This is a genomic window from Nocardia sp. BSTN01 (assembly GCF_015354405.1).
GTDB lineage: Bacteria > Actinomycetota > Actinomycetes > Mycobacteriales > Mycobacteriaceae > Nocardia.
Map to the genome: position 1 here is coordinate 80,914 of NZ_JADKYP010000021.1, position 24,870 is coordinate 105,783.

Below are 24,870 nucleotides of genomic sequence, written 5' to 3' on the forward strand. Positions count from 1 at the left end.
GAACCTTCGGTCTACTCAGCCGTTCGCGGCGGTTCTCGCGCGAACGAGATGCGGGCCCGGGAGCGCCGGTCCGTCGGCGGGGATCTCGGTATAGGACCGCACCAGCGCGATCCCGGAGTGGTCCTCGATGTCGGTGAATCCGGCCGACTCCAGTTCGCCCCGCATCTGCTCTTCGGTGAAGAAGCTCACCCACGGTTCACCCACGGCCGCAACGCGTTTCCCGCGGGCCTGCTGACCCGCGTCGGGCGGATAGGAGTAATCGAACACCAGGACCGCACCGCCGCCCTGGCGGGCGATGTAGCGCATCGTCGCGGCGATGGCGTCGTGTTCGAGGTAGACCACCACGCCGAGCCACACGTACACCGCGCTGCGGGTGCGATCCAGTCCCGCCTGTGCCAGCGCGTCGGCGAGATTGTCGCGGTGGAAGTCCACCGGAGCGAAGGTCATCGAGTGGGGGACCTCGATTCCCGCTTCGGACAACCGATTTCGCTTCCACGCCTGTGTGTCGGGGTGGTCGACCTCGAAAAATCGCACATCCGCATGAGGATTGCGGTAGGCGGCGGTATCCATACCCGCGCCGAGTACGACCACCTGGCGGGTTCCGCCGGCGACCGCCTCCGCGACGGCGTCGTCGGCGAAGCGACTGCGTGTGGCGAGGAAGAGCCGGCGGCGCCGCGCCAGTTCCGGATCCACCCCCTGGTCGAAGGGATTGTCGCGAGCCGCTTCCTCACCGCCGACGATCCGCACCGCCAGCGGATCGGTGAAGATCCGCGGTTCGTCGGCGAGCTGGTGATGGGCCCGTGCCTGCGCGGTGGCCATTGCGGTTCTGCTGGGTTGCCCGACCTGCATACCGGTCACCGTACGCCCGGGGCGCGGCGTGATCATCGCGAGATCCGTCACGCGCACTTGCCGGGGGTCGCTGGTTACCCCGTATGAAACTGGAACACGTTATAGATTGGGGGTAGTCGAGAGTCTGGAGGAACGATGTCCGCGAACGCGTCGGCGGCCCAACTGCTCGCCACGGTGGAACGATCCCCGCAGGCGGTCGCGGTGCACGATCGTGCGGCCTGGGTGAATCTGTTCGCGCCCGACGGCCGGGTCGAGGATCCGGTCGGCTCGCGCCCGCACCTCGGCCGACAGGCGATCGAACGCTTCTACGACACTTTCATCGGCCCCAACCACATCGTCTTCCACGGCGACCACGACGTCGTGCGCGGTGCGACGGTCTTCCGTGATCTCGCTCTCGCCCCCACCATGTCCACCGGTGTGACGCTGCGCGTGCCGATGCACCTGCGCTACGACCTGACACCCGTCGGCGGCGATTGGAAGATCGCCCGCCTCTACGCGCACTGGGAACTGCCGGTGATGGTCGGCCAACTGCTCGCCGCCGGCGGGCGCGGGCTCAGCGCGGCCACGAAACTCGCGCCGCAGCTGCTCGGAAACCAAGGCATCGGTGGTGCTGTGGGTTTCAGCCGCGGTTTCATCCGGGTCGGCGCGGCAGGCAAACGCGCCGCCACCGGATTGCTGGAAGCGGCCGGTCGCGGCGACGTCGCCGGTGTGCGCGCGGTGCTCAGCCCACGCGCGGTCGTGGAATGGCCGGCCGGTTCCGATGTGGGCCATGCCGAATTCGTCAAGCGGGTGCGCGGACTCGAGGTCGGCAAAACGATCGCGGCGGGCCGATTCGTGACCGTCAGTGTGCGCACCCCGACCGAACGAGGGATCGCGGAACTGGAGGTCGACGGCCGGCGGGTGGTCACACTGCGCGGCTTCGTCGCCGAGGACTGAACCGGTTCGCCGCGGTCGTGTTCGCCGACGACTGACTGCTCGGGTGGCTCGCGGGCGGAGGGGGCGCCTCGATGGCCGGGTACGGTGAGGTATGGAATCACCCTCGGGCCCAGGGGAGTCCGATCGGCCCGGAGTTGCGAGCATCAGATTGCGCCGTGCGATCGCCGTCGTGGCCGGGCTCGTGGTGGCCGCCTCGGTGGTGTGCCTGCTGCCCCGGTGGTGGTGTGGTCGCGAGGCCGACGCGTGGTTTCGCGGGGATGCGGCACGGGTGCACGGGCTGGCGGAGGAGTTGGTGGCCTTCGAAGCCGACGATGATCGGCAGCGTGCCGCGGGATCCGGTGCCCTCGACGGGATGTGGGGACTGCTCGCACATCAGATGACGGCCCAGGGCCTCGCGCAGGTGGTCCTCGCGCACCCCGAATGGCGGGGGCGCTACGCTCCGATCGCGACTCGGGCGGCAACCAAAAGCCTGCTGCCGCAGATGCGCTCGGTATTCACCGATGCCTGGCACGGCGAGGACGGCCTCGCCCATCTCGACAGCGTGCACGGCCACGCCTATCTGTCCTATTCCGCGCTCGCGCTCGGGATGGCGCGGCTGGTCGACCCGGCCTTTCCACCCGATCTCGCCGAGGAACTCGACGCGATCGTCGCCGCCCTCGAACGGCGACTACTCGCCGCGCCGACCGCGCTGATCGACACCTTCCCCGGTGAGGCGTATCCGACCGACGTGGCGGCCGTCGCCGCCGCGATCGCGGTGCACGGCCGGGCGACCGGTGCCGACCACAGCGCGGTGCTCGCGCACTGGGCGCGGCAGGTTCGTGCCGTCCAGATCGACGGCGGCACAGGTCTGATCATCCAGCGCATGGGTGTCGACGGCCGTGCCCACGATGCTCCGCGCGCGTCGGGAACCGGCCTGGCGGCCTACTTCGCCGGATTCGCCGACCGCGCCCTCGCCGCCCAGTTGGCGAACGCCGTGTTCGGTCAGGAGCGAAGTGTGCTCGGCTTCAGCGCTGTTCACGAATACGGTCACGGCCACAGCGGCCCCGGTGATATGGACAGCGGTCCGGTGATTCTCGGAATCTCGGTCTCCGCCACCGGATTCGCTCTCGCGCCGGCCCGCGCGTTCGGGCACCGCGACCTCTTCACCCGCCTGTTCCGCACCACAGATCTCCTCGGCGTACCTGTGCGCAGCGGAGACCGTCTGCGTTTCGCGACGGGCGGTGTGATCGGCAACGCCCTCCTGCTGGCCTTCCTCACGTCCGGTCCGGAGCTCGCGCGATGAAACGTCCCGACAGCACGCAGGTGCTCGCAGCCCTTCGACCGCTGCGCATTCCCTTGGTCCTGCTCGTGCTGTATCTCGCCCTGTATGCGGTGATGGCGGCGCTCTCGGCCCGGCACGGCTACGGCTCACCGGACGGGCTGGGATTCGGCTATCTGGCTGTGACCGCGGCGGTCGTCGTCCTGCGAGTGGCCCTGCTGATCATCGTGCCGGCTGTGCTCGCCTACCGCCTGGCGGTGTGCGTGCCGGCTCAGTTCATCGCAAAGCCTTCGGTGGAGAAGGTGAAACCCTTTCCGGAGGCATCGTCTCGGCACGACACACCCGAGTCGCGGGCTGTGCAGATGAAGCCATCCGCCGACAGGGATGTGTTGTAAGGCAACACTTTTGCCTCATTCGGCGTCTGCCGGAACACCGCTTGTCCCAGTACCGCGAAGCGGGGGTCGCTGCCCCGCTCGATCATGATCGTGTCGGGCGGGACCTGTTTGTGGGAGTAGTGACTCTCCACGGTCGGAGCGCCTTTCACGCCGATCCCCGCGCCGGTGCTCGTCGCGGGCTGGCATCCGGCCATATGCGGTTCACCGCCGACGACGATCGCGCACTGCCATCGCCCGGCCGGAGTGGTGAAGTAGTAACCGTCGATCCCGCCGGATGTGGCGAAGTACGACCGGGCATCGGCCACCGCCACGCCGGGCATCGCCATATTCGACAGCGCAGCCGATGTGCCTGCGGGCGAAGCCGTCCCGACACTCCGCACATCGGAGACCGCCTCGTTGTCGCCGACCGCCTGGCCGGCCGAACCGCCGCACCCGACGATGCCCATCGTCAGCACGCAGATCGACATCGTGACGAACGGTGAAAGAACTGCACGCCTGTTCATCGCACGCTTTCCGAAACCTTCACGGTCTCATCAGGTTCGAGTGGTCGGCCGACTTGCCGCAGAACGGCTACCGATTATCGCCGGGCTGGACGGCGTCCACAATAAGCTGTTCGACCGACATCCGCGCAGGTCTTCGCCCAGTCGGGTTCGCCGCGCGGAGTGTCGGACGGCGCGCCGGTAAAGCCTGGAAGCCCGGGTCTCTGCCGCGAACCACTCACGGGAAGCGATTGGCGATGGCCCTCGCGATTTCATCAGGCGCGTGTTCCTGGATGAAGTGTCGTGCGTGGGGCAGTTCGACCGTTTCGATATCGGGGAAGGCGGCCCGCATGCGCGGGATGCACGCTTTCGGCCGGAACACGGGATCGCGCATCCCCCATACCAACAGCGTCGGCTTGTCCCCGAGAAACGTGCGAACGTCTCGGGAAAGCTGCTCCAGCAGTGGGGTCGCAGCACGAATTTCTCCGGGCATCACCGCAAGTCCGCGACGCGCTGCCGCGGTGGGTTGTACCGCGCGATAATGCTCGGCTTCCGTCGCGGTGAGGGTGCGCCCCAATTCCGAGAGCAGCACGCGCTCGATGAGAAAGTTCTGCTCGAGTATCCGGCGCTGCATCGGACGGCTGCTCATGATCGTGCTGAATGCCTTGTTGGCCATTGCCTCGATCGGCCACAACACCGTGTTACCCAACACGATTCCCCGCACCCGATCCGCCCTCGTGACCGCCGCCCCGATACCGATGGGCCCGCCCCAATCCTGTCCCATGACGATGAACTCGTCGAGCCGCAGATGATCGATCAGCTCGCCGAGCACGGCGGTGAGTTCGGCGACGGTATATCCGAAATCGGAAGGTCGCTCGGACAATCCGAACCCGGGATAGTCCACCGCGACACACCGATATCGATCCCGCAGTTCGGTGACTATGTGGCGATACAGGAAACTCCACGTCGGGGACCCGTGGCAGAACAGGATCGTCGGCCCGGACCCCTCGTCGATGTAGTGCATGCGTCCGGCCGACGAGTCGAACCAGCGCGACTCGAACGGGTACAGACTCTTGTCCGGAACGAAATCGATCATCATGGTGCCCTCCCTGTGGCCCAGGCTATCCCCGCCGCCCGCCCGGCCGTGCGCTCTGCGACCCGGATCACCACAGTCACCAGACCTGGAAACTCGGGGCTGTCTGACTCCCCGATGGCTTCTTACGCTTCGAAGTGTTACAGGGCCGCAGTCAGCCCTGACACTCATCGATACGGAGAAGTCCCATGAGCAAGCGATTCGCCGCCGCCGCATTGACCGCTGCCGCCCTGGTGTTGCCGCTCGCGGCCGCCGCACCGTCGGCATCCGCCGATACGACCGGCACGGGTTCGTCCTCGGGCTCGGCCGATGCGCTGAGCAATCTGATCTGTGAATTCCGGGACTATCTCGGAATGGGCGGATGTGTCTATCACATGCCGTGAAACTGTCCTGCCCGCAGGGTAATTCGTGTGCGGCCGCCGGAGGCAGCGGGCAGACTGTCCCGAATGCAGGCGCGTAGTGTCCCCGAACTGATCGACCTCCTGGCCGCCGGAGTACAGGTGCAGTACCTGCCGTTCTGGGGGCATCAACCGCAACGCGACGGAGCGATCGGCGCCGGCTGTTTGAGCCAGTGGTGGCCGGCCGAGTTCGTCGTCGGCGAACTGACCTTTCGCACCGCCGAGCACTACATGATGTGGAGGAAGGCGACGCTGTTCGGGGATACGGCGACCGCCGAGCAGGTCGTGGCAGCCGAACATCCGCGCGAGGCGAAGACACTGGGCCGCCGCGTTGCCGGAATCGACGAAAAAGTCTGGGAGGCAGAGCGATACGCCATCGTGGTCGCCGCGAGCACCGCGAAATTCGGCCAGCACGAACACCTTCGCGAATTCCTCGTGCGCACCAGCGATCGAGTGCTCGTGGAGGCCAGCCCGGTGGATCGGATCTGGGGCATCGGCCTGGCCGCCGACGATCCACGCGCCGAGGACCCGGCGCGGTGGCAGGGGCTCAATCTGCTGGGCTTCGCCCTGATGGACGCCCGCGATGCGGTCCGGACCGCGCACTGACGGACCGCCGAAGCCGCCCGGGCCATCGGTTTCGAGCCCGCCCGATCCGGCAGCACGACACATATGACCACTGCATTGATAACCGGAGCCGGCGCCGGATTCGGCAGGGATACCGCCTTCCGTCTGGCCGAACGGACCGGCTTCGATGTGATCGCGGGTGTCGAGATCTCTGCGCGGGTGTGGGAGCTCGAGCAGGAGGCGAACAGGCGTGGGGTGGGCTGAGGGTGGAGAAACTCGGACGTCACCGACCCGGGAGATCGTGACAAGGCCGCTGGGTGGGAGATGGATGTCCTGCTCGACAACGCCGGAGTGAGCGTGTCGAACAAATATTTTCCGTCTGCGGCTTGACCTTGACCCAGGGGCAAGGTTCGACGATGGTCCACATGAACGACAACGCACTGCACACCATCGCCGACCGGATCCGCTCGCAGGTGGACGCCTTCTGTGAAACGGACAAGGTCCCCGGCTACGTCACCGGTGTCTATCACGCGGGCGAACAGATTCTCGTCTCGCACGGCACCGCGAATCTCGCCACCGGCGCCCCGATGCGCGAGGACACGGACTTCCTCTTCGGTTCCGTCACCAAGGTGCTCACCACGACGCTCGTACTGCAACAGGTCGAACGCGGACTGCTGAAACTCGATGCGCCGGTGGTGGACTACCTGCCGGAATTCGCCCTCGCCGAACCGGGCGCCGCGGACAAGATCCTGGTCCGGCACCTGATCTCACACACCAACGGCATCGACGCGGACCTGTTCTTCCCCGACGCCGAGGGCCGCGACGCGCTGAAACACTACGTCGAGGGCCTCGCGACGTGCGGCGCCCTGTTCGCACCCGGCGAGCAGCTCAGCTACTCCAACGGTGGCATGATCGTGGCGGGCCGACTGCTCGAGGTGGTCACCGGAACGCCCTATTCGGACCTGCTGCAGCGGGAGTTGTTCGACCCGGCCGGGATGACAACGTCGAGTACTTCTGCGCGACAAGCGATTCTGCGCAGCACGGCCGTCGGCCACTTCATCGATCCCGACACCGGGAGCGTCGAGCCGACCGGGATGTTCATGCTCCCCGACACCTGGGGACCGGCCGGCGGCACCCCGATCGGCACGGTCGCCGACCTGCTGGCGTTCGGACGCATTCACCTCGCCGGTGGCGTCGCGCCCACCGGGGTCCGGGTCCTGTCCGCGGAATCGACGGCGACGATGCAACGAGTCGCCCACGATATGCACACTCCGAACGTCCCGCCGATGGGACTCGGCTGGGTGCGGTATCCGTTCGGTGACACCACGGTGCTGGCGATGTCGGGCGCGTCACCGGGCGGGGTGTCCATTCTGTGCGTGGTCCCCGAATACGACCTGGTCTTCACCGCCTTCGGCAACACCTCCGGTGCGATCGTGCTGCACGACCGGCTGCTGCGGAGGCTGCTGACCGAACATCTGGGCGTCGAAATCCCCACGCTCGTCGATGAATTCGATGCGGAGTTCGATCTCACCCCGTACGCCGGCACCTACCGGTCGGGCCAGCTCCGCGTCGATGTCCACGTCGTCGAGGGACAGCTCGAGGAGCGCGTGACCTACGAACCCGACGACCCGACGCAGGAACGCATCTTCACCGCCTTCGCCGGAGGCGCGACCTCGGCGCCGCCGCAACGCTACGTACCGGTCCGCCCCGGCCTGTTCGCGCCCGCGGGCTATCCGCCGGAAATCTTCGACGGGTATCTGCGATTGCTGCTCGTCTCCTACCACGACATTCGCGACGGTCGTGCCCGGTTCCGCAACGCCGGTGGTCGCCTGACCCGGCGTTGGTGACCGAGCCGCCGCGCGCGAGGATGTCCCCATGCTCACGATCGGACAGCTCGCGGACTATGCGGGGGTGACCGTCAAGGCCGTTCGCCACTATCACCAGCGCGGTCTGCTCGCCGAACCCGACCGCGACGCCTCAGGCTATCGCCGCTACACCGCGCAGCACGCGATCGATCTGGTCAAGATCAGGACGTTGGCCCACGCCGGGGTGCCGCTGGCCCGCGTCGCGCAACTGCTCGACGCCGACCCCGGCGCCCTCGCGGCGGCCCTCGCCGAAATCGACCACGACCTCGAACAGCGCATCGAACAATTGCGGCGAACCCGGGAACAACTCACCCAATTGCGCGGCGGAGACCGTCTCTACGTGTCCGCGGACGTCGCCGATCACCTCGACGAACTGCGTGAACTCGGCGTCAGCGAGCGGCAGATCCAGCTGGAACGTGACGGCTGGATCCTCATGCAGACCGCCTCGCCCGCTGCGGCCGTCGCATGGGTCGCCGAAAAGCGCGCACTGCTCGAAGATTCCGAATTCCGCGCCATCTATCTCGACTACGATGCCGTCCACGAGTGCTCCCCGGAGGATCCGCGGCTACCCGAGTTGGCGGCGCGGACGCGAGAGTGGTTCGCGCGCAGGGATAATGGAGAGAGCGCCGTCCCGGATCACGACGCGACCATTGCCCGGCTGGCGGTCCAGTCGCAGCCCGGCGCGTCGTCCCCGGCGTGGGACCGGCTCGCCGAGCTGATGCGGGAGCCGAGCGTGGAGTAGTAACGCTCGCCACGCAGCTACCTGCACGCAACAAGCTGCAGCGCTGGCTAATTTGTCAAAAACATTGAAGTGCAACGGTTTCCGCTAGGGTGTCCGCCGTGCCCATACAACGAATGGCAGGCAATCTCGCAGGACGTCGGACAGGACACGCATCATCTCACGCGGGGGACGCATGCTGAACGACGCAGACGCGGTGCATGACAGCGGCCGGACATCCGGCCACGGTTCTCCGGCGCGCTCCGCGGAACCGCAGATCCGGCTCGATTCCACCGACTTCGCGGCGGATCCGCACCGCGCCTACGAATCCATGCGCCGCCGTGGGCCGCTGGTACCGATCGAGCTGGCGCCCGGGGTGCCGGCCACTCTGGTGATCGGATATCAAGCGGCACTGCAGATTTTGAACGACGAGGCCCGCTTTCCCGCCGACCCGCGCCGATGGGAGAAGAACGCTCCGCCGGACTGCCCGGTGACGCCGATGCTCGGCTATCGGCAGAACGCCCTGCGCACCGCGGGCGCGGAACATGCCCGTTACCGGCGCACGATCACCGACGCGCTGGACACCGTCAATCTGCACAAGGTCCACGGCGCGGTCGCACGCGCCGCCGACGCTCTCGTCAACTCCTTCTGCGAGCGCGGCACCGCCGATCTCCGGATGGATTACGCCTTCCCACTGACCTTTCGGGTTCTCAGTGAGTTGATGGGCTTCCCCGAAGACGCCGCATCGGCGGCCTACCAGGGGATGGCCGCGATGCTGGACGGGGTCGGCGCCGAAGAAGGTCAGCAGCGGTTCATCGAGGCGCTGCTCGCGGTGGTCGAGCAGAAGCGCGAGCGGCCCGGTGACGATCTCACCTCGCGACTGCTGACCCACCCGGAGGGCTTGGACCCCATGGAGATGGTGAACCAGGCCGCGTTGCTGTTCTCGGCGGGCACGGAGCCGACCTGCAATCTGATCCTGAACACCCTGCTGCTGTTGATGGCCGACGAGGAGTACGGCGGCAACGTGCTCAGCGGTGCCATGGACACCCGCGATGCCATCGACGAGGTCCTGTTCGCGGACCCGCCGCTGGCCAATTTCTGCATGACGTATCCGAGACAGCCGCAACTCATCGGCGACGTGTGGTTGCCGGCCGATCAGCCGGTCGTCGTCAGCCTGGCCGCATGCAACACCGACCCGCACATCGTCGGCGGTGACCGCCGGGGAAACCGGTCTCATCTGGCGTGGGGAGTCGGCCCCCACTCGTGCCCGGCGCAGCCGCTCGCACAGACCATAGCGCGGCAGGCGATCGATCTGTTGCTCGATGCCCTTCCGGATATTCGCCCGGAAGTCCCTGCGCAGCAACTAAGTTGGAGAACCGGGCAGTTTCACCGCGCCTTGGCAGCCCTGCCGGTGGTGTTTCCCGCATGCCCGCCGATGCGTCTCACCTGATGGAGGGTCTCCGATGACAGATACGCAGCCGCTGGTGCTGGATCCCAGCGCCGCCGACATCCAGGGCGAGCTGGCCCGCATCCGCGCTCGCGGCCCGGTCGCCGAGGTGGTGCTGCCCGGCGGCGTGCCGGCCTGGTCGGTCACCGACGCCGCCGTGCTCAGGCAACTGCTCACCGATCCGCGTGTCTCCAAGGATGCACATCAGCACTGGCCGCGGTTCCTCGACGGCGAAATCGGGCCCGACTGGGTGATGTTTCCGTGGGTGGCGGCGAGAAATATGCTCACCACCTACGGCGAGCAGCATCAGCGGCTGCGCAAACTCGTGGCGCCGGCGTTCACGAACAAACGCACCCAGGCCCTTCGATCACGGATCGAAGCGTTCGTCGCCGAACTGCTCGACGAATTGTCCGCCGCCGCCGACGGCGAAATAGTCGATCTGCGTGCGGGTTTCGCCACCGAGTTGCCGATTCGTGTCATCGGCGAACTGATGGGTGTTCCGGCCGGGATGGATGAGCAACTGCGCATCCACGCCGACGGAATTCTCGATACCAGCCTCGACCCCGCCGAAGTCGGCGCGCATTTCGGCGCGCTGTTCGTCCTCATGGAAGAACTCTTACGGCACAAGCGTGAGAATCCCGGCGACGACCTCACGACCGTGCTGATGAACGCCCACGACGACGCGGACGGATCGCGCCTCGATGAACAGGAACTGCGCGATACGCTGCTACTGATCATCACGGCCGGTCACGAAACCACCGCGAATCTGCTGGACCACAGCATCGTCGGTCTGCTCACTCATCCCGAACAACGGAAGGCGGCCATCGCGGAACAAACACCGTGGTCCGAGGTGATCGAAGAGGGACTTCGATGGAATGCGCCGCTGGCGCATATGCCGATGCGTTTCGCGGTGGAGGACATCGACATCCCCGGCAATTCCGATCGTCCGGGTGTGCGGATCAACCGGGGTGACGTGATCATCGCGTCCTTGGCGGGCGCGGGTCGGGATCGAAAAGTGCACGGCGACAACGCCGACGTGTTCGATGCCGGGCGGCGGTCGAAGGAACACCTCGCGTTCGGCTACGGGGTGCATCATTGTCTGGGAGCGCCGCTGGCGCGGCTCGAGGCAACGATAGCGCTTCCTGCTCTGTTCGAGCGGTTCCCCGATATGGAACTGGCGATGGATCCTGCTGAGCTGCGGTCGATTCCGAGCATTGTCACCAATGGGCATCGCGAAATCCCGGTTCACCGGACGGCGCGCACATCCTGATCGCAGCCGATCGGAAGATGGCCTCGACCCATGCCGGGACGGGGCCATTCCGATGCGCAGGTGGGTTGTGCGATGGTCGCGGCCGCGCGGGCCGGTGAGCGAACACTGCGGACTTCCCGCCGGTCTCCGGAGACTCGCCGATATGCGCGGCGTGTGATCACCTGACCTACGGTGAGCGCGACACCCGATCCTCCGACGACACCCAACGGGTGGAGCCGGCGCGGTGCGTTCTCGCGGTCCGGCGCGTTCACCGAACCGATCTGCGGGGAGACGAAACCGGCCAGCCGGAGTCCCGCAGAACGCGTCGCGAACTGGCATAAGCCTGCCGGGCAGTGACGTACGGATCCTGCGCGTCCAGTTCGTCGGACACGACCTCGACCGCGATCGGTGCCCGGACGCCGTGGCGCGCGAGCCGGCGCAGCATCGGAATCAGCGCGGCCCACCGTGACCGGGCAGCCGGCGACAACGCAGCGCCTCGCGGCGAAGGTCGGACAACGGTTCGGGCAGGGTGTCGCACAATTGGATCGCCGCCACCCGCTCCGGCGGAATGGCTCGAAGCGGGAACCGGTTCGTCGGCGGTGTGGGCGCGCTGCCAATGCCAGGCATCGATGAGGAGTCCGGCGTTGTCCGCGCCGGATGCCTCGATCAGTTTCCACGCGGAGGTAGCGGAATCGATCGCGGCGTACGGCATGTACTCGAGGGCGACGACGGCTCCGGAATCGGCTGCACGGTAGCACAATTCGCGCAACCCGCGTGCCAGGGTGCCGAATGGGAATTGCTGCGACATGGCCGTGTGGATTCGGGTGGCGCCCAGTTCGGCCGCCATTCGCACCACGAGGCGGTCGGATTCGAGCTCGTCCTCGGAATATGCGGCCGGGTCCGCCCAGTGTGCGGCCAACTCGACTTCGTCCACCTGGAGACCGTGCTCCGTGACCACCGCGGAGATATCCGCGGGGGTCGAATGGTCCTTCAACGCCGCGCGGTAGTGCTCGACCGAGAGCCCGATACCGGTGAAACCGGCGGCCGCGGCCGCCGCGCAACGAGTACCCACATCCGCATTGCGCAGCGTGAGATCGCTCAGCGTCATCGAGTAGTCGCCACGCGAGTTGCTCGTACGAACTGCCTCGCGGTCGCCCGGTCCGCCGATGTCCACACTGGCGGTCTACCCGGCCACACCCGACGAAACCCTCGCCGAGAATGCGTGGCACTCGTCGGTTTCTCACCGCATGCCGCTCGACCTGGGGTCGGCGCTCCTTCGAGTCGGTCCCGATCTCTCGGCGACTGCTGGTCGGTCGGGACGAAACGATGACAGGGCTCGGTCGGTTCGGACCGACAGGCTGGGGTCGGCGATTCTGTTCCGCCTCCGGTCTCGACGTCCGCCTACTCCATTCGTACAACTCTCGGTCGGCGGCGCCGTCGTTCCGGTGGGCGGCCCGAATCACGGGCGCTGTCAGCGGCCCGGCGGTCAACCGGCGGCGTGCGGTCTCGTCCCAGGCTTCGGCCCGATACCGTCTGGTACGAGGAACCGGCGGACTCCCAGTCTTCTGAACCGCCTTCAGTCAGCGCGACAGTCGCTGCTCACCCGGGCGACGGCTGTGCTGGGTGCAGGCCGCGCAACGGTCCCCGGTCTACATACCGCGCTCCAGCCTCTCCGGCTTCGCGGTGGACCGTTGCGGAACTTCGCGATGCACGACGAACCGCCGGAGGCTGCTCCTGGGCGGCGATATCTACGTTTTACCGGCGGCCGGTGTTTGGAACGCGCGTCGATACGCGCCCGGCGTGGTGCCGACCTGGTCGTGAAAACGCCGACGCAGATTGACCGCCGAGCCCAGCCCTACTCGGACCGCGATGGCATCGACCGGTAAGTCTGTGTCCTCCAACAGAACTCGTGCCCGCGCCACCCGCCGCTCGAGCAACCATCCACCCGGACTGGTACCGACTTGCTCGGCGAACCGGCGCGCCAGCGTTCGTGGCGAGACGTTGAGATGGGCGGCCATATCGGCCACCGACAGCGATGTCTCGAGCCGCGCCTCGGCCCATTCCAGCAGACCGTCGAATCCGTCCTCGACCGGCGACGGCGGCGCGTACTGAACCTGACCGCCATCGCGATGCGGCGGCATCACCATGTGCCGCGCGATGAGTGCGGCATGTGCGGCACCGTGATCGGTGCGAACCAGATGCAGGCACAGGTCGATTCCCGCACCCGCCCCTGCACTCGTGGCCACATCGCCGTGGTCCACATACAGCCGATCCGGCTCCACCCGAACCCGCGGAAACTCCCGCGCCAATTGCCCGGCCCGAGCCCAATGCGTCGTCGCCGAACGCCCGTCCAACAGTCCGGTCCGAGCCAGCGCGAACACCCCGGAACAGATGGTGACCAGCCGCGCCCCGCGGCCGTGCGCCCGGACCAGCGCCCGCCGCACCGGTCCCGACAGCGGGGTCTCCACCGGTAGCCACCCAGGAATGATCACGGTGTCCGCGGACTCCAGCGCCGCCAACCCACGCGACACCGATATCGCATAACCCGCAGTCGTAGGCACGGCCCCCGGCGCCTCCGTACACACCTCGAACTCGTAGTACTGCGGCACGCCGTCCCGCTGTGTACCGAAAACCTCGACAGCGCAACCGAGTTCGAACGTCGACTGCACCGGCCGCACCAAAGCCACCACACGATGCATGGCAAGAATGTACCCCTCGACGTCATCTCAGACACTGTCCGGGCCTCGCCGCATCCGGCACCGTGACAGATATGAACCCCGAAATCCTCACCCAGCCCGGCTACACCTGGACAGACCTCGCCGACGCCCCCAGTCGCGAACTTTTCCCGGGCATCCGCCTACGCCACCTGTGGAAAGGCGACAACGGCGCCCACGCCCACGTCCTGGAAATGGACCCCGGCACCTCCTGGCCCCGCCGCGACGTGCACGAACCCGGACCCGAGGAGGTCTACGTCCTGACCGGCACCTTCAACGACGGCGCCCGGGACTACTCGGCGGGTACCTTCCTCCATGCCCCGGCAGGGAGCTGGCATGTGCCAGGAAGCGAGACGGGGTGCACCCTGTTCCTCTTTTATCCCGAGGGGTAGATCGCAGGCGGTAGCCGCGGCTCGGTTAGTGGGTGCAGCCAACGCTCTATACCGGATACTGATGCCTATGACGGGCGGGACGGGGGTCGGTCTCTCAGCCGATCTGATGATTGTTTGGCGTGCGCTACATCGGCGCTTCGGATCCGGCACCACAGTGACGTCGGTTCGAGTCGGCCCTTTGAGCGTGGCTGAGCGCGAAGCGTTGGCAGACCTGCTGGGCATGGCAATCCTGCCGCCCGAGGTGTGCAGCATTCGTGTCGATCAGCTGGACTCCGCATTGACAGAGTCCGTGGGGATGACGGCTCATCAGGTTGTGAAAGAGCTCGTCGGACCGATCGAGAATCGGTCGGCCGCTCGTGCAGAGCAGGCGGGTCGGCGGCGGGAGTTGTGGAATTGGCTGGATACTCATCCCGTCGTTCGCTCACAACCGGCGCTGGGGGAGTGGGCCCACGCCATGCGACGCGCCGGCATCATCGGGGGATCGGTGGACACAACGCGGGACCTGTTGGCCGAGGCCCTGGCAGTGCTGCACGCTATACCCGCACCAGGGACGCCGCTCCCGGTCTTCGCGGAGCAGACGCTGCGTGACCCACATGGCTTGGACAACGGAACTCGGTTGCAGGCGATTGTTTTTCGTGGGCTGGCAGCAATCCACGACTGTGATGTGCCTCGGGATGCCGCCCGGGTGCGCAGTTTCTGGGAGACGGCAGGCGTTGCCGACGACGAACTCTCGTCCACCGTTCTCGCGGCCGGACTCCGTGTGGCCGGATCCGGATCGGTGCTCGAAGCGATGCTCGCCGTCTGCGCAGCCGCAGGCTCGGCTGCCTCGCTGACGCTGCAGCAGGTGCGCACTGCACAGCAACTCGATGTCGTGCCGGAAGTCGTTCGGGTGGTCGAGAATCCGAGCGTGCTCGCGAGCGCGTTGCGGCGCTTCGGACCCTCCTGCGCGCCGATCGTGTGCACCGCCGGCTGGCCGTCCAGCGCAGGTATTCGGCTCCTGGATCTCCTGTCCACCGCGGGTGCCCGGCTCGAATATCACGGCGATTTCGACGGTGAGGGTTTGCGGATTGCGGCACACGTCATCGCGCGGACCGGTGCGCATCCTTGGCGCATGGGTAGCGCGGACTACCTGGCGTCGGTCGGTCCGGGCGGGCCCCCGGTGGGCCGGGTATCGGAGGCTCCCTGGGATAGCGATCTGGCCTCCCATATGCGTCGAACCGGGGTTTCGGTGCCGGAGGAACGGGTCGTGGAGATCCTCCTGGACGATCTGGCGCTGTAGTTGTCGGTGCACGGCGTTACCGTGGCTGCTGATCGAGGGGAGGCGCCGCATGGATCCGATTCGAGTCCCACCGGAGATGTTCCGGTTCACCGGTGCAGAGCGTTCGGGACTGTATACGGCGGTGCTGCATGCGTTCGGTGAGGCGAACGAACATCTCGAGACGGCGCTGAGCCTGGATAATCTGCGTTCCCGGTTGCCTTCTGTCGGCCGGCTCGAACCCGTCGCCGACGACGAACTGGCCGAGGTACTCGACCAGTTGCGGGCGTGGAATCTCGTGGATGTAATCCAGAATCACTCGGAGAACTACCGCACCGCAATTGATTACGAACGCCGCAATCTGCTGTATTCACTGACCAAGATGGGGGAGGCGGCCTTCGCCGGAGTTGTGCACGCCTTGACCGTCCTTGCCTCGAGCGGCGCCTTGCAGACCGCGGTGCTGGACGCGATCGCCGATCGCCTGGCCGACCTGATCCGCGTGTCGGAGTCCGGCACCAACCGGCAGGTCTATGTGGTGCTGGCCGAGCTGGAGGGGCACTTGGAGGCATTGCGTTCCGGGACAAAACAATTCAACGGCGAGTTGCAACGCCTGCTGCGTGCGGACGGCGTGGATCTCGTGGTGTTCCACGAAGTCAAGGCCGCCACAGTTGCATACCTGCAGGAGTTTCTCGACGATCTCGATATCCGTGCGCACACCATCGCGATGCGGATTCGGCAGCTGGAGGATTTCGGTGTCGCCCGGCTGCAGCAGCGGGCGTTGGCCGGTGCCGATCTGCCCGCGTTCAGTGGAACCGATCCCCGTCCGGCCTGGCTGGAACAGCGCCGGGCTCGCTGGGCGGGGTTGCGCGCCTGGTTCTTGCCGGCCGACGGCTCCGTGCCACGTGTCGATCAGCTGCGACATGTGGGACGGCGTGCCATCGTCACCCTCTTACAATTTCTCGACCGCCTCACCGAATCGCGCCGCCGATCGAGCAATGCTTCGGCCGACTTCCGTGAGCTCGCTCGCTGGTTCGCGATCATCCCGGCTGGAGACGACCTGAATCGCCTGTGGTCCACGGTCTTCGGCCTCAGTCCGGCGCGGCACGCTCATCTGGCACACCCGGACCCGGAGCTGGTGAGTTACACGGCTTCGTGGATCGAGGCCCCAGGTGTGCCGGTGTCGCCGCTCCTGCGCACCGCGGGAAAGACCGAACGGATGGGACGGACGGGCGCCGTTCCTGATGTATCGGCCTTGCGTAAGGAACGAGCGGCCAAAGCGATCGCCGAGCGCGCGGAAATCCAGGCGGCCTGGGACATGCTCGATACCGGCGGCACCGCCCGGCGGCTGTCGGAATTCGAGCAACTCGACCACGCCATGTTCCAGCGCCTTCTCGACCTGATCGGACGTGCACTCGGTTCGGCACCGGATGCAGAGGGCGTCCGGTCGGCCCGGGCACACGACGGCCGCATCCAGATCGTGCTGCGGCCCGCCGCGGACGGCGCTGTCGCCGAACTGCGCCTGCCGCACGGTGTCTTCCGTGGCCCGGACTATCTCGTCGAGATTCGTGCGGTCGGAGCCCGGCGATGAGCGACCTCACCAACCAGCTCGCGATCGCCGAAAAGGAAGAGGTAGGGCGCGGCATCCGCTATCTGCTCGCCGAACCGCTGCTCACCGCAAGGTCGGCCCCCGACCGGTTCGACGTCGTCCGCCGGCGCCGGGTACCGATTGCCGCCTGGTTCGACACCTTCTGCGGATGGGGGCTCATCGTGGAGCCGCGGGTGGGATACGCGCGGTTGCGTAAGGTCCGTACAAGTGTCGATCCCACGCGTCCGGCTCGGCGCCATCGTTCTCAGCGGACGCCGTTCGACCGCCGCCGGTATGTGCTGCTGTGTGTCGTCGCGGCGGAGCTTTGCACAGTTCCGGTGACCACCATCGGCATCCTGGCCGACAATGTCGCGGCCGCGACCGCGAACGAACCCCTGATCAGTGGGTTCGACCCGGTCGATCGGGCGGAGCGGCGAGCATTCGTCGATGTCCTGCGACTTCTGGAGTCGTTCGGAGTGCTGGAGACCGTCGACGGATCGTCGGACACTTACGTCGACTCCACGCAGGCGAAGGTGCTCTACCGGGTCGACAACACATTGTTGCTGCGGCTGCTGGTCACTACGTCGGGTCCATCGCAGCTGGGCGTTCCGGCCGAGGAGGTCCCGCTGCGGCTGCCCGACGTACTCGGCGAACTGACCCGTGAACGTCGTTACGGCGCTGCCGCCGAACATCGAGGTCGCCATACCGATTCCCCAGCAGCGCCGGATGCGCAGCGCAATCTCTGGTTGCGGCACAGCGTGTTTCGCCGACTGGTCGAGGACCCCGTGCTGTACTTCGACACCCTGACCGACGCCGAACGCGCCTACCTGGCAACCCCGACCGGACGGCAGATGCTCAAACGAGCTGCCGATACCGCCGGCTTCGTCCTGGAGGAGCGGGCCGAAGGGGTGATGTTCGTAGACCCCGAGGCACTGTCCACCGACCAGAAATTCCCGGATGATGCCGCCACCGCCAAGGTCGCCGCCTTGCTGTTGCTGGAAGAGCTGACCGGCCCGACCACGGTCGAGCAACTGCGCCGCCACGCGGCTGAGCTGTTGCAACGATTCCCCCGTTGGGCACGTTCCTACCGCACCGACGACGGTCCCGGTGACCTGGTTACCGACGCGCTGGCGGTGCTCACTCAGTTCCAGCTGGTTCGCACCACCACGGCCGGGCTGGTCGTGCCACTACCCGCTGCGGCGCGCTATCGCGTGCAGCAGCCTCGCCTCGCCGATCCCACTCAGGAGCAGTCATGACCGCTGCCGCTCAGGTGCGCTGGACACCGACTCGCGCCGGAATCCTCAACATCTGGCGCTACTACCGTGAAATTTTCGAATTTCACGAAGGCCGACTGCTGCTACGCGGTGCGAACGGGAGCGGCAAATCCAAGGCGCTGGAGTTGTTGCTGCCCTTCCTGTTCGATGCCAGCTTGCGGGCCAATCGGCTCTCGACCTTCGGCACCAACGAACGCACGATGCACTGGAACATGATGGGGGAGGGCGCCACCGGGGTGACCCGCGTCGGTTACGTATGGCTCGAATTCCGGCAGCAGGACCGCTGGTTCACCTGTGGTGCCCGACTGCAGGCCACCAGCCGGACCACCAGCGTGCACCCGGACTTCTTCACCACCAGCCAGCGGATCGGCGAGCCGGGCGAAGAAGGAGTGCTGGTACTCACCGATTCGGAGCGGCCGATCGGCAAATCCGAACTCGATGCCCGGATCGGCGAGTACGGCGATGTCTACGAGAACGCCGCGGAATACCGGAATGCCGTGCGTACCACGCTGTTCCCGGAACTGTCCGAACAACGGTACGACGCTCTCATCACCGCCTTGCTGCAGTTGCGGATGCCGAAACTGTCCCAGCGCCTCGATCCCGGACTGTTGTCGACACTGTTGTCGAAGGCGCTGCCGCCCTTGGGAACCGACGAACTCGCCGACCTCGCCGAGGGGTTCGAGCGGCTGGATGCGCAGCGGGAGCGGCTGGCTCGTCTCGATGAGGAATCGGCCGCGGTGGCGAAGCTCGCGCATCAGCAGCGGACCTACGCACAGCGCGTACTCCGAGCTCATGCCGGGGAGTTGGTTTCGGTGACCACCGAACTCGACACCCTGTCGGAACAGGCACGGGAGGCTGCCGGACAACACGGTGCGGCGAAACAACAGCTCATGGACATCGAGCAGAAAGTGATCGAGCTCGAACAGGCCCATGCCCAGTCCGTCTCGCGCCGGGAGGGGCTGATGAAGTCCCACGCTTACCAGGAGGGAGCGAAACTCGATGATCTGCGCGCGAACGTGGCGAAGGCGCAACGGTGGTACGACGACGCGCAGGGGCGGGCTCGTCGCGAGGCCGCCGCGGCGGAGAAGGCGGCGCAGCGCTATCAGCAGGCCCAGGACGCCGCCGTATCGTGGCGGGAAACCGTGGCATTGGCCGCCACGGAAGTACGGCAAGCGGCTCTCTCCTGTGGAATGAGCGCAACTGTGGACGAGATGGCCGAGAGTCTGGCACTTCCGGAATGCTCCGGTCTGCTTCGCAATTCCGTAGCGGCGCGCGAAGACCGGATTCGGCTCGTCGAGCGCGACATTGCGGAGCACGAGAAGAAGCGTGCGTTGAGCGAGGCTGAGGAAAAGCGTGTCGAGCAGGCCCGGGACAAACTAACTGCTGCCGACGAGCGGCTACACACCGCCGGTGACGAGCGAGATCGAGCGCTGGAATCGCTGCGGCACGACATCGAGGAGTGGGTGCAGAGCTGCTCGGAACTGCTTCTTGATGCCGAATTGCTTGTCTCCGTGGCGGATTCGGACACCGGATTCGCCGAGCGCGTCAACGAGGCCGTCACCGCCGCGCGCGAGACCATCGCTGCCGCGATCGAAGCCTGTCGCCGGGACAAAGAGGGGGCGGTTGCGGAGCGGGAACGCCCGGCCGCCGACCGCGAGAAGCTGCTCACCGAACAGGATGTGCCCCCGGCCGCGCCCGGATGGCGAACAGCCGACCGGTCCGTCATGACGGGCGCGCCCCTGTGGCAGCTGGTCGAATTCGCACCGGCGCTGGATTCCGCTACCGCTGCGGCGATCGAAGCGGCACTCGAATCGTCCGGTCTCCTCGACGCCTGGATCGGTTCCCGAGGTGAAATAGCCGGCCACGATATCTTCGCCGACCCTGACGCGGTTCAGGCCGTTGCCGGCGAGTCCCTCGCCGATGTGCTGACAGTGCATGACGAGGGCGGCGTGGCGACCGAGTCGGTACGAAAGGTATTGGCAGCCATATCGTTCGGCCGGACCCTCACCGATGGTCCGGCGATGGCGGTCGCCGCCGACGGCAGCTGGCGCATCGGTAATCTGCACGGCAGCTGGGCCAAACCGGCGGCCACCTATATCGGGGCGGAGGCCAGGAGACGGAACCGAGAGCGCCGCCTCGCCGAACTCGATTCGCTCATCGCCGAAATCGACAGGCACATCGAGGATTACGATCTGCAGCTGGAGATGCTGTCGAACCGGCGCCGGTCGATCGACGACGACATGCGGGCACAACCAGACCGCAGCGCATTTCGCTCCGCCCGGACAGCCTTCGCGGACGCGGACCGCAACCGAGATTCGGTGGACCAGGAATTGCGGACCGCGATCGACGCTTTGCGGAGCGCACAGGCAGCACAGACAGCCGCGCTGCAGAACCTCCATATGCGCAGCGCCGAGAGCGGATTGCCGACCGAAACGGCGGCATTGGAAGCACTCCGGGCCACACTGAAGTCGTTCCAGGGAAAAGCGCAGACGTGGCTCGACCATCGCCGCGACCTCCGACATGCCGAATCCGACGAACGCGCCACTGCCGAAGACTCCGAGGATAAGGCCGAGGAGGCACAGCGATCCGCCGAAAACGAAGAGCGCGCCGCATCCGAACTTCGGGACGCTGGTGAGCAATTGCGGGCTGTCGAGGATTCTGTGGGCATGGAATACCGCGAGGTGTTGAACGAGATCGCCACGTTGCAAGGCGAAATCTCAACCACCGCAGATTCTTTGAAAGCCGAACGTACGCGCGAGCGTGATTGGACCGGTAAAGAAGCCGCGTTGGGCACCAAGGCCGAGGCCGCCGCGCAGGCTCACCGCGACAAGACCGCCGAACGCGACCTCATCGCCCAGCGATTCCGGGAGCTCGCCGGCGGGAACCTGCCTGCAGACGCCGAGATCCCCGAATCCGAAAGTTTCCGCGAACTGCTCACCGGGTCCGGTGGCGTCCGTGCGGCCCTCGATGCCGCCCGCAAAGTGACGGCTGCCTGGCCGACCGTCCCGCACACCGCCAACAATATCGGCGACGCCCTGCGCCGCCTCAGCGAATCCGTGCACGAATGCCGCACCTCACTGAGCGCTCGCGCCGACCTGGACCTCGAATCCGACGGCGACATCCAACTTTTCACCGCCGTCGTCGATGGCGTGCGCGTCGGCGCCGCCGGCCTGAAGGACATCCTGCGGCGAGAAGCAGACCAGAGCCGCAACGACATAACCCAGCACGAACACGAACTGTTCGACAAGACCCTCACCGGAGACACCCGCCGCCACCTCGCGTCCAGAATCCGGCAGGCGAACGCACTCGTCGACGCCATGAACGAGCATCTGTCCCGCGTGCGCACCGCCTCCGACGTCGGCGTACAACTACGGTGGCAGGTCGGCAAAGACCTGCCACCGGGCACTGCCGCGGCCCGCGAACTGCTCTTGAAGGACCCCGCTCGTCTCAATGATGCCGATCGTGAAGCCCTGCACAGGTTCCTGCGCGACCGCATTGAGGAAGCCAAAGCCGCTGACTCCGCCACCAGCTGGGAACAGCAACTGGCCGAAGTGTTCGACTACACCCGATGGCACCAGTTCACCGTCCGTATCGACCGCGGGCGCGGAGAGGGTTTCCAGGAACTCACCAAGAAACTGCACGGAGCCCTCTCCGGCGGCGAGAAGGCTATCGCTCTGCACCTGCCGCTGTTCGCGGCTGTCGCGGCGCATTACCACGCCAGCCCCACGGCTCCCCGAGTGATTCTGCTCGACGAAGTGTTCGTCGGCGTCGACACCGCCAACCGCGGCCAGATCTTCGCCCTGCTGTCCGCACTGTCACTCGACCTGGTCCTCACCTCCGACCACGAATGGTGCACCTACCCGGAACTGAGCGGAATCGCCATCCACCAGATCGTCACGGGCGACGACAGCGATGCTGTGACGACAGTCCGGTTCACCTGGAATGGGGCGGAGCTGGAAGCAGCGGCGTAGCCGAGAGGCGGCGGCCTGAGCTCAAAATTCCAGTTCGGACCACGGGATACTGATGGGAAATGGGTGGTTGATGGTGACCGCGCCCGCGTCCGTAGGCGACCAGGCCCCGGCCAGGACGTAGTTGGCGCGGTGCAACACCGTGATGCCAGGATCTGGGGGCTTCACCTCGGGGATCAACGTGTAGGCATGGATGTGCGCGATCTCGCTGCGGTGTGTGGCGAGCGTGACCTCCCAGTACCAAGGGATTGCGGCTCGCGCGTAGCGCGCCTTCTTCGCTTCCATGTCGGCGTCCGAGTTGGACGGCGAGAGCACTTCGCCCACCAGAACCACCCGATCGGACCGGACGTCCTGGTACGGCTCCGGCAGACACCGATAGACCATGAAGTCCGGTGTGACGAAATCCGACATGCCGGTGCGCCCGAAGAACACGTTGGTCTCGGTACTCACCCGCCAGCACTGCTTGAGGTCTGCCTTCAATGCTGTTGTAGCGCAGGCACTCAGGCCGTTCCAGACCAGGTTGGTGAATTCGTGATGTTCGGGCGGGCAGTGTGGCATCCACACCACGCGCCCCTCCCAAAGTTCGATGTGCTCGGCGATCTCTTCGGGCAGCGCCGACAGTTCGTCCCAGGTCATGCACTCCGGGAGTTCGGGTCGCTTCGCCTCTGGGACGGCCATGCAGTCATAATAATTCGCCTATGCGGCGCTTGAGGAGTGTGCTCGACACAGACCCTGAGCGCAACAGTATGGCGAGCACGTCGGGTGCGGTGAAACGTCGGCCGTAGGAAGTCTCGCCGTACTGCCCGAACACGCCGGCAAGAACCCCATTCGGGCTGCTTACGAACATTTCGAGGCGCACATCGTAAGTGAACTGGCAGTTGTGTTGCGTTTCATCCCGATTTTTGGCCTGAAACGCAACGCTGTGGGAGGGGCAGCGTTATGGCATCGTCGTCGCGCTAAGCGAGTACCAGTATTACGAATTCGTGGCCCTGAACAGGCCGTTGGACGCCGCACAGCAGGCCGAGGCGCGCGCGTTGTCGACCAGGGCCAGAATCACCGATACCAGCTTCGTCAACGAGCACCACTGGCGCGCGTTCGGCGGTGATCCAAGCCGTGTGCTGGAGCGGGTACTCGACCTCGACGCGGTTGATCGATTCCAGCTAGACGAGCACGTGACCGCCTGGACGTTGGGCAGGCACGCCATCATCGAACTATCGACTGAGCAGGACGACGAGCCCGATTGGACCGCGACGCCGAGTCGTGGTTGCCCGAAATCCCGGGCGTGCGGTGCGAACTCGCGGTCGGCGACCTGCGCCCGCTCTACGTGGCCTGGCTGGCCGGGTACGGCACCTGGGAACGCGCTCGACGGTGCGGCCCGAAATCGCGCCGAGCACGAACGTCGCGAACATACCGCGCGGCTCGCACTACGCGCGGAACAGCAAGCGTGACAACGAGAACGACAGCTCGCCGAAGTGGCCGCGAACCAGGACGACACCTGGCGACAGGTCGAGGCGTTGATCGCGGCCAAGAAAGCGAGCGAATACGCTCCGCCGTCTCGATCCTGACCGACTTGCACGTTGGCCCAGCGTTCGGGCTGGCTGGAGCCGTTCGCGAAACGCGAAATCGGACTACGCCACCCTCACTTCCGCAAGTCCGCGCTGATCGCACGTCTCGACGCCGCCGGATTCCCCGGCTGACCAACCCGGCCTCTCCGCCGATCGAGCGGACTCGCACGATCGCTGTTGTTCAGGCGAATGCGCCACGTCAGTCCGTAGGTGGCGAACGACTGGGCAGGGCTTACCACCACATCGTCCCTGTCGTCGTAGCGCAGGAGCACGCTGTGAACGGGGAATTTTTGGTCGCCATCATCGAGTTGGAGGGGGCGGTCGGAAACTTCGGGTTGTGGCCCAACGCTGCTGTGATCGCACGGATTTCCGCCGCGGTGAGGCCGTCGTCTTCTGTGAACACCAGCCACATAGAACCTATTCGGCGGGGTAGCAGTTCCGTTTCCTCGGACCTGCCGGACACCCCGGGAATGAGAATTTGAGGCGGTGCCCCGTTCCACACCTGCTGGAGGTGATTGTCCTCGGTGAGATGTCCGCGTCCGCTATGAGGGCATCGATGAAGCTACGCGCCTCGCGCACAACGGATTTCTGGTCAGTAATCACGACTGCTTCGTCGCTCATCTCGGAATTCGCTGAGGCATTCGCGGATCCGATGACGGCATAGTCGGCGGTGGTGATGACCTTCGCGTGTAGCTGGGCCAAGGAGTAGACCTCGACGCCGCGCTCGAGCAGTTCGCGGATGGCGGCGGGCGAAGTGGAGTGCGAGGCCACGGCTTCCCGGCTCGCATTGACCACCAAGCGATCTCCTCGCCTGAACCCACGCAGCAGGCGCGGAGCGTCGACACCTAGTGTTCCGCGCCTGAAAT

General features: G+C 66.2%; 23 protein-coding genes. 17 read left to right on the forward strand and 6 right to left on the reverse strand.

Going from position 1 to position 24,870, the window contains the following annotated elements:
• Positions 1-15: 15 nt before the first annotated feature.
• Positions 16-885, reverse strand: a complete 870-nt coding sequence (locus tag IRT45_RS18775) for a class I SAM-dependent methyltransferase (RefSeq protein WP_228534572.1) — start codon at positions 883-885, stop codon at positions 16-18.
• A gap of 99 nt (positions 886-984) precedes the next feature.
• Here IRT45_RS18775 and IRT45_RS18780 point away from each other — a divergent pair, with 99 nt between their 5' ends.
• The 4 genes from IRT45_RS18780 to IRT45_RS18795 all read left to right on the forward strand — a co-directional run bounded on the left by IRT45_RS18780 (position 985) and on the right by IRT45_RS18795 (position 4,122).
• Entirely contained in the window at positions 985-1,785 is an 801-nt protein-coding gene (locus IRT45_RS18780) for a nuclear transport factor 2 family protein (RefSeq protein ID WP_194807146.1), read from the forward strand.
• Between the two features lie 169 nt (positions 1,786-1,954).
• Positions 1,955-3,067, forward strand: coding sequence for a hypothetical protein (locus tag IRT45_RS18785; protein ID WP_194807147.1), 1,113 nt, complete (start codon positions 1,955-1,957; stop codon positions 3,065-3,067).
• Positions 3,064-3,438 (forward strand): hypothetical protein, encoded by a 375-nt coding sequence (locus IRT45_RS18790; protein WP_194807148.1) that lies wholly within the window; start codon positions 3,064-3,066, stop codon positions 3,436-3,438. The genes IRT45_RS18785 and IRT45_RS18790 overlap by 4 nt, the downstream gene beginning before the upstream one ends.
• A gap of 276 nt (positions 3,439-3,714) precedes the next feature.
• Positions 3,715-4,122, forward strand: a complete 408-nt coding sequence (locus IRT45_RS18795; protein WP_194807149.1) for a hypothetical protein — start codon at positions 3,715-3,717, stop codon at positions 4,120-4,122.
• 33 nt (positions 4,123-4,155) lie between these two features.
• On the opposite strand, the gene IRT45_RS18800 is transcribed toward IRT45_RS18795, so the two are convergent.
• Complete coding sequence (locus IRT45_RS18800) at positions 4,156-5,016, reverse strand: haloalkane dehalogenase (RefSeq protein WP_194807150.1); 861 nt, start codon at positions 5,014-5,016, stop codon at positions 4,156-4,158.
• A 182-nt stretch (positions 5,017-5,198) separates the two neighbouring features.
• Between IRT45_RS18800 and IRT45_RS18805 the strand changes: the two genes are divergently transcribed.
• The 7 genes from IRT45_RS18805 to IRT45_RS18835 all read left to right on the forward strand — a co-directional run bounded on the left by IRT45_RS18805 (position 5,199) and on the right by IRT45_RS18835 (position 11,272).
• Positions 5,199-5,393, forward strand: a complete 195-nt coding sequence (locus tag IRT45_RS18805) for a hypothetical protein (RefSeq protein ID WP_194807151.1) — start codon at positions 5,199-5,201, stop codon at positions 5,391-5,393.
• A gap of 63 nt (positions 5,394-5,456) precedes the next feature.
• On the forward strand, positions 5,457-6,014 hold the full coding sequence (locus IRT45_RS18810) for an NADAR family protein (RefSeq protein ID WP_194807152.1): 558 nt from the start codon (positions 5,457-5,459) through the stop codon (positions 6,012-6,014).
• Between the two features lie 63 nt (positions 6,015-6,077).
• The gene (locus IRT45_RS18815; protein WP_194807153.1) at positions 6,078-6,236 is read left to right on the forward strand and encodes a hypothetical protein; all 159 of its coding nucleotides are present in this window, start codon (positions 6,078-6,080) and stop codon (positions 6,234-6,236) included.
• Positions 6,237-6,397: 161 nt separating this feature from the next.
• Positions 6,398-7,819: a serine hydrolase gene (locus IRT45_RS18820; protein WP_228534573.1), complete on the forward strand. Its 1,422-nt coding sequence runs from the start codon at positions 6,398-6,400 to the stop codon at positions 7,817-7,819.
• 28 nt (positions 7,820-7,847) lie between these two features.
• Positions 7,848-8,579, forward strand: coding sequence for a MerR family transcriptional regulator (locus IRT45_RS18825; protein WP_194807155.1), 732 nt, complete (start codon positions 7,848-7,850; stop codon positions 8,577-8,579).
• Positions 8,580-8,751: 172 nt separating this feature from the next.
• On the forward strand, positions 8,752-10,005 hold the full coding sequence (locus IRT45_RS18830; RefSeq protein ID WP_194807156.1) for a cytochrome P450: 1,254 nt from the start codon (positions 8,752-8,754) through the stop codon (positions 10,003-10,005).
• A 13-nt stretch (positions 10,006-10,018) separates the two neighbouring features.
• Entirely contained in the window at positions 10,019-11,272 is a 1,254-nt protein-coding gene (locus tag IRT45_RS18835) for a cytochrome P450 (protein ID WP_194807157.1), read from the forward strand.
• Between the two features lie 247 nt (positions 11,273-11,519).
• Here IRT45_RS18835 and IRT45_RS18840 read toward each other — a convergent pair whose 3' ends face one another.
• Both IRT45_RS18840 and IRT45_RS18845 read right to left on the reverse strand, forming a co-directional pair.
• The gene (locus IRT45_RS18840) at positions 11,520-12,359 is read right to left on the reverse strand and encodes a sugar phosphate isomerase/epimerase (RefSeq protein WP_194807158.1); all 840 of its coding nucleotides are present in this window, start codon (positions 12,357-12,359) and stop codon (positions 11,520-11,522) included.
• 640 nt (positions 12,360-12,999) lie between these two features.
• The gene (locus IRT45_RS18845; protein WP_194807159.1) at positions 13,000-13,950 is read right to left on the reverse strand and encodes a GlxA family transcriptional regulator; all 951 of its coding nucleotides are present in this window, start codon (positions 13,948-13,950) and stop codon (positions 13,000-13,002) included.
• Positions 13,951-14,021: 71 nt separating this feature from the next.
• Between IRT45_RS18845 and IRT45_RS18850 the strand changes: the two genes are divergently transcribed.
• From IRT45_RS18850 to IRT45_RS18870, 5 genes are all read left to right on the forward strand, one after another.
• Complete coding sequence (locus IRT45_RS18850; protein ID WP_194807160.1) at positions 14,022-14,357, forward strand: cupin domain-containing protein; 336 nt, start codon at positions 14,022-14,024, stop codon at positions 14,355-14,357.
• Between the two features lie 106 nt (positions 14,358-14,463).
• Positions 14,464-15,636 carry a TIGR02679 family protein gene (locus tag IRT45_RS18855; protein WP_228534590.1) on the forward strand — a complete coding sequence of 391 codons (1,173 nt, stop codon included), beginning with the start codon at positions 14,464-14,466 and terminating at the stop codon, positions 15,634-15,636.
• 49 nt (positions 15,637-15,685) lie between these two features.
• Positions 15,686-17,200: a TIGR02677 family protein gene (locus IRT45_RS18860; RefSeq protein WP_194807162.1), complete on the forward strand. Its 1,515-nt coding sequence runs from the start codon at positions 15,686-15,688 to the stop codon at positions 17,198-17,200.
• A complete protein-coding gene (locus IRT45_RS18865; protein ID WP_194807163.1) occupies positions 17,197-18,453 on the forward strand; it encodes a TIGR02678 family protein in 1,257 nt (418 codons plus the stop codon). Before IRT45_RS18860 ends, IRT45_RS18865 begins: the two co-directional genes overlap by 4 nt.
• Complete coding sequence (locus tag IRT45_RS18870) at positions 18,450-22,442, forward strand: TIGR02680 family protein (RefSeq protein ID WP_194807164.1); 3,993 nt, start codon at positions 18,450-18,452, stop codon at positions 22,440-22,442. The genes IRT45_RS18865 and IRT45_RS18870 overlap by 4 nt, the downstream gene beginning before the upstream one ends.
• A gap of 21 nt (positions 22,443-22,463) precedes the next feature.
• Here IRT45_RS18870 and IRT45_RS18875 read toward each other — a convergent pair whose 3' ends face one another.
• Entirely contained in the window at positions 22,464-23,075 is a 612-nt protein-coding gene (locus tag IRT45_RS18875; RefSeq protein ID WP_194807165.1) for a Uma2 family endonuclease, read from the reverse strand.
• 347 nt (positions 23,076-23,422) lie between these two features.
• On the opposite strand from IRT45_RS18875, the gene IRT45_RS37010 reads away from it, so the two are divergent.
• Complete coding sequence (locus IRT45_RS37010) at positions 23,423-23,887, forward strand: hypothetical protein (RefSeq protein ID WP_228534574.1); 465 nt, start codon at positions 23,423-23,425, stop codon at positions 23,885-23,887.
• A gap of 534 nt (positions 23,888-24,421) precedes the next feature.
• On the opposite strand, the gene IRT45_RS18885 is transcribed toward IRT45_RS37010, so the two are convergent.
• The coding region (locus IRT45_RS18885; RefSeq protein ID WP_228534575.1) for a phospholipase D-like domain-containing protein at positions 24,422-24,870 on the reverse strand (449 nt) is incomplete at its 5' end.

Coding starts and splice junctions, on each gene's coding strand:
- IRT45_RS18810 (WP_194807152.1), top strand. CDS start 5,457: ATGCAGGCGCGTAGTGTCCCCGAACTGATCGACCTCCTGGCCGCCGGA.
- IRT45_RS18815 (WP_194807153.1), top strand. CDS start 6,078: ATGACCACTGCATTGATAACCGGAGCCGGCGCCGGATTCGGCAGGGAT.
- IRT45_RS18860 (WP_194807162.1), top strand. CDS start 15,686: ATGGATCCGATTCGAGTCCCACCGGAGATGTTCCGGTTCACCGGTGCA.
- IRT45_RS18850 (WP_194807160.1), top strand. CDS start 14,022: ATGAACCCCGAAATCCTCACCCAGCCCGGCTACACCTGGACAGACCTC.
- IRT45_RS18875 (WP_194807165.1), bottom strand. CDS start 23,075: ATGACCTGGGACGAACTGTCGGCGCTGCCCGAAGAGATCGCCGAGCAC.
- IRT45_RS18780 (WP_194807146.1), top strand. CDS start 985: ATGTCCGCGAACGCGTCGGCGGCCCAACTGCTCGCCACGGTGGAACGA.
- IRT45_RS18845 (WP_194807159.1), bottom strand. CDS start 13,950: ATGCATCGTGTGGTGGCTTTGGTGCGGCCGGTGCAGTCGACGTTCGAA.
- IRT45_RS18775 (WP_228534572.1), bottom strand. CDS start 885: ATGATCACGCCGCGCCCCGGGCGTACGGTGACCGGTATGCAGGTCGGG.
- IRT45_RS18835 (WP_194807157.1), top strand. CDS start 10,019: ATGACAGATACGCAGCCGCTGGTGCTGGATCCCAGCGCCGCCGACATC.
- IRT45_RS18820 (WP_228534573.1), top strand. CDS start 6,398: ATGAACGACAACGCACTGCACACCATCGCCGACCGGATCCGCTCGCAG.
- IRT45_RS18865 (WP_194807163.1), top strand. CDS start 17,197: ATGAGCGACCTCACCAACCAGCTCGCGATCGCCGAAAAGGAAGAGGTA.
- IRT45_RS18870 (WP_194807164.1), top strand. CDS start 18,450: ATGACCGCTGCCGCTCAGGTGCGCTGGACACCGACTCGCGCCGGAATC.
- IRT45_RS18855 (WP_228534590.1), top strand. CDS start 14,464: ATGATTGTTTGGCGTGCGCTACATCGGCGCTTCGGATCCGGCACCACA.
- IRT45_RS18840 (WP_194807158.1), bottom strand. CDS start 12,359: ATGACGCTGAGCGATCTCACGCTGCGCAATGCGGATGTGGGTACTCGT.
- IRT45_RS18790 (WP_194807148.1), top strand. CDS start 3,064: ATGAAACGTCCCGACAGCACGCAGGTGCTCGCAGCCCTTCGACCGCTG.
- IRT45_RS18825 (WP_194807155.1), top strand. CDS start 7,848: ATGCTCACGATCGGACAGCTCGCGGACTATGCGGGGGTGACCGTCAAG.
- IRT45_RS18800 (WP_194807150.1), bottom strand. CDS start 5,016: ATGATGATCGATTTCGTTCCGGACAAGAGTCTGTACCCGTTCGAGTCG.
- IRT45_RS18805 (WP_194807151.1), top strand. CDS start 5,199: ATGAGCAAGCGATTCGCCGCCGCCGCATTGACCGCTGCCGCCCTGGTG.
- IRT45_RS18830 (WP_194807156.1), top strand. CDS start 8,752: ATGCTGAACGACGCAGACGCGGTGCATGACAGCGGCCGGACATCCGGC.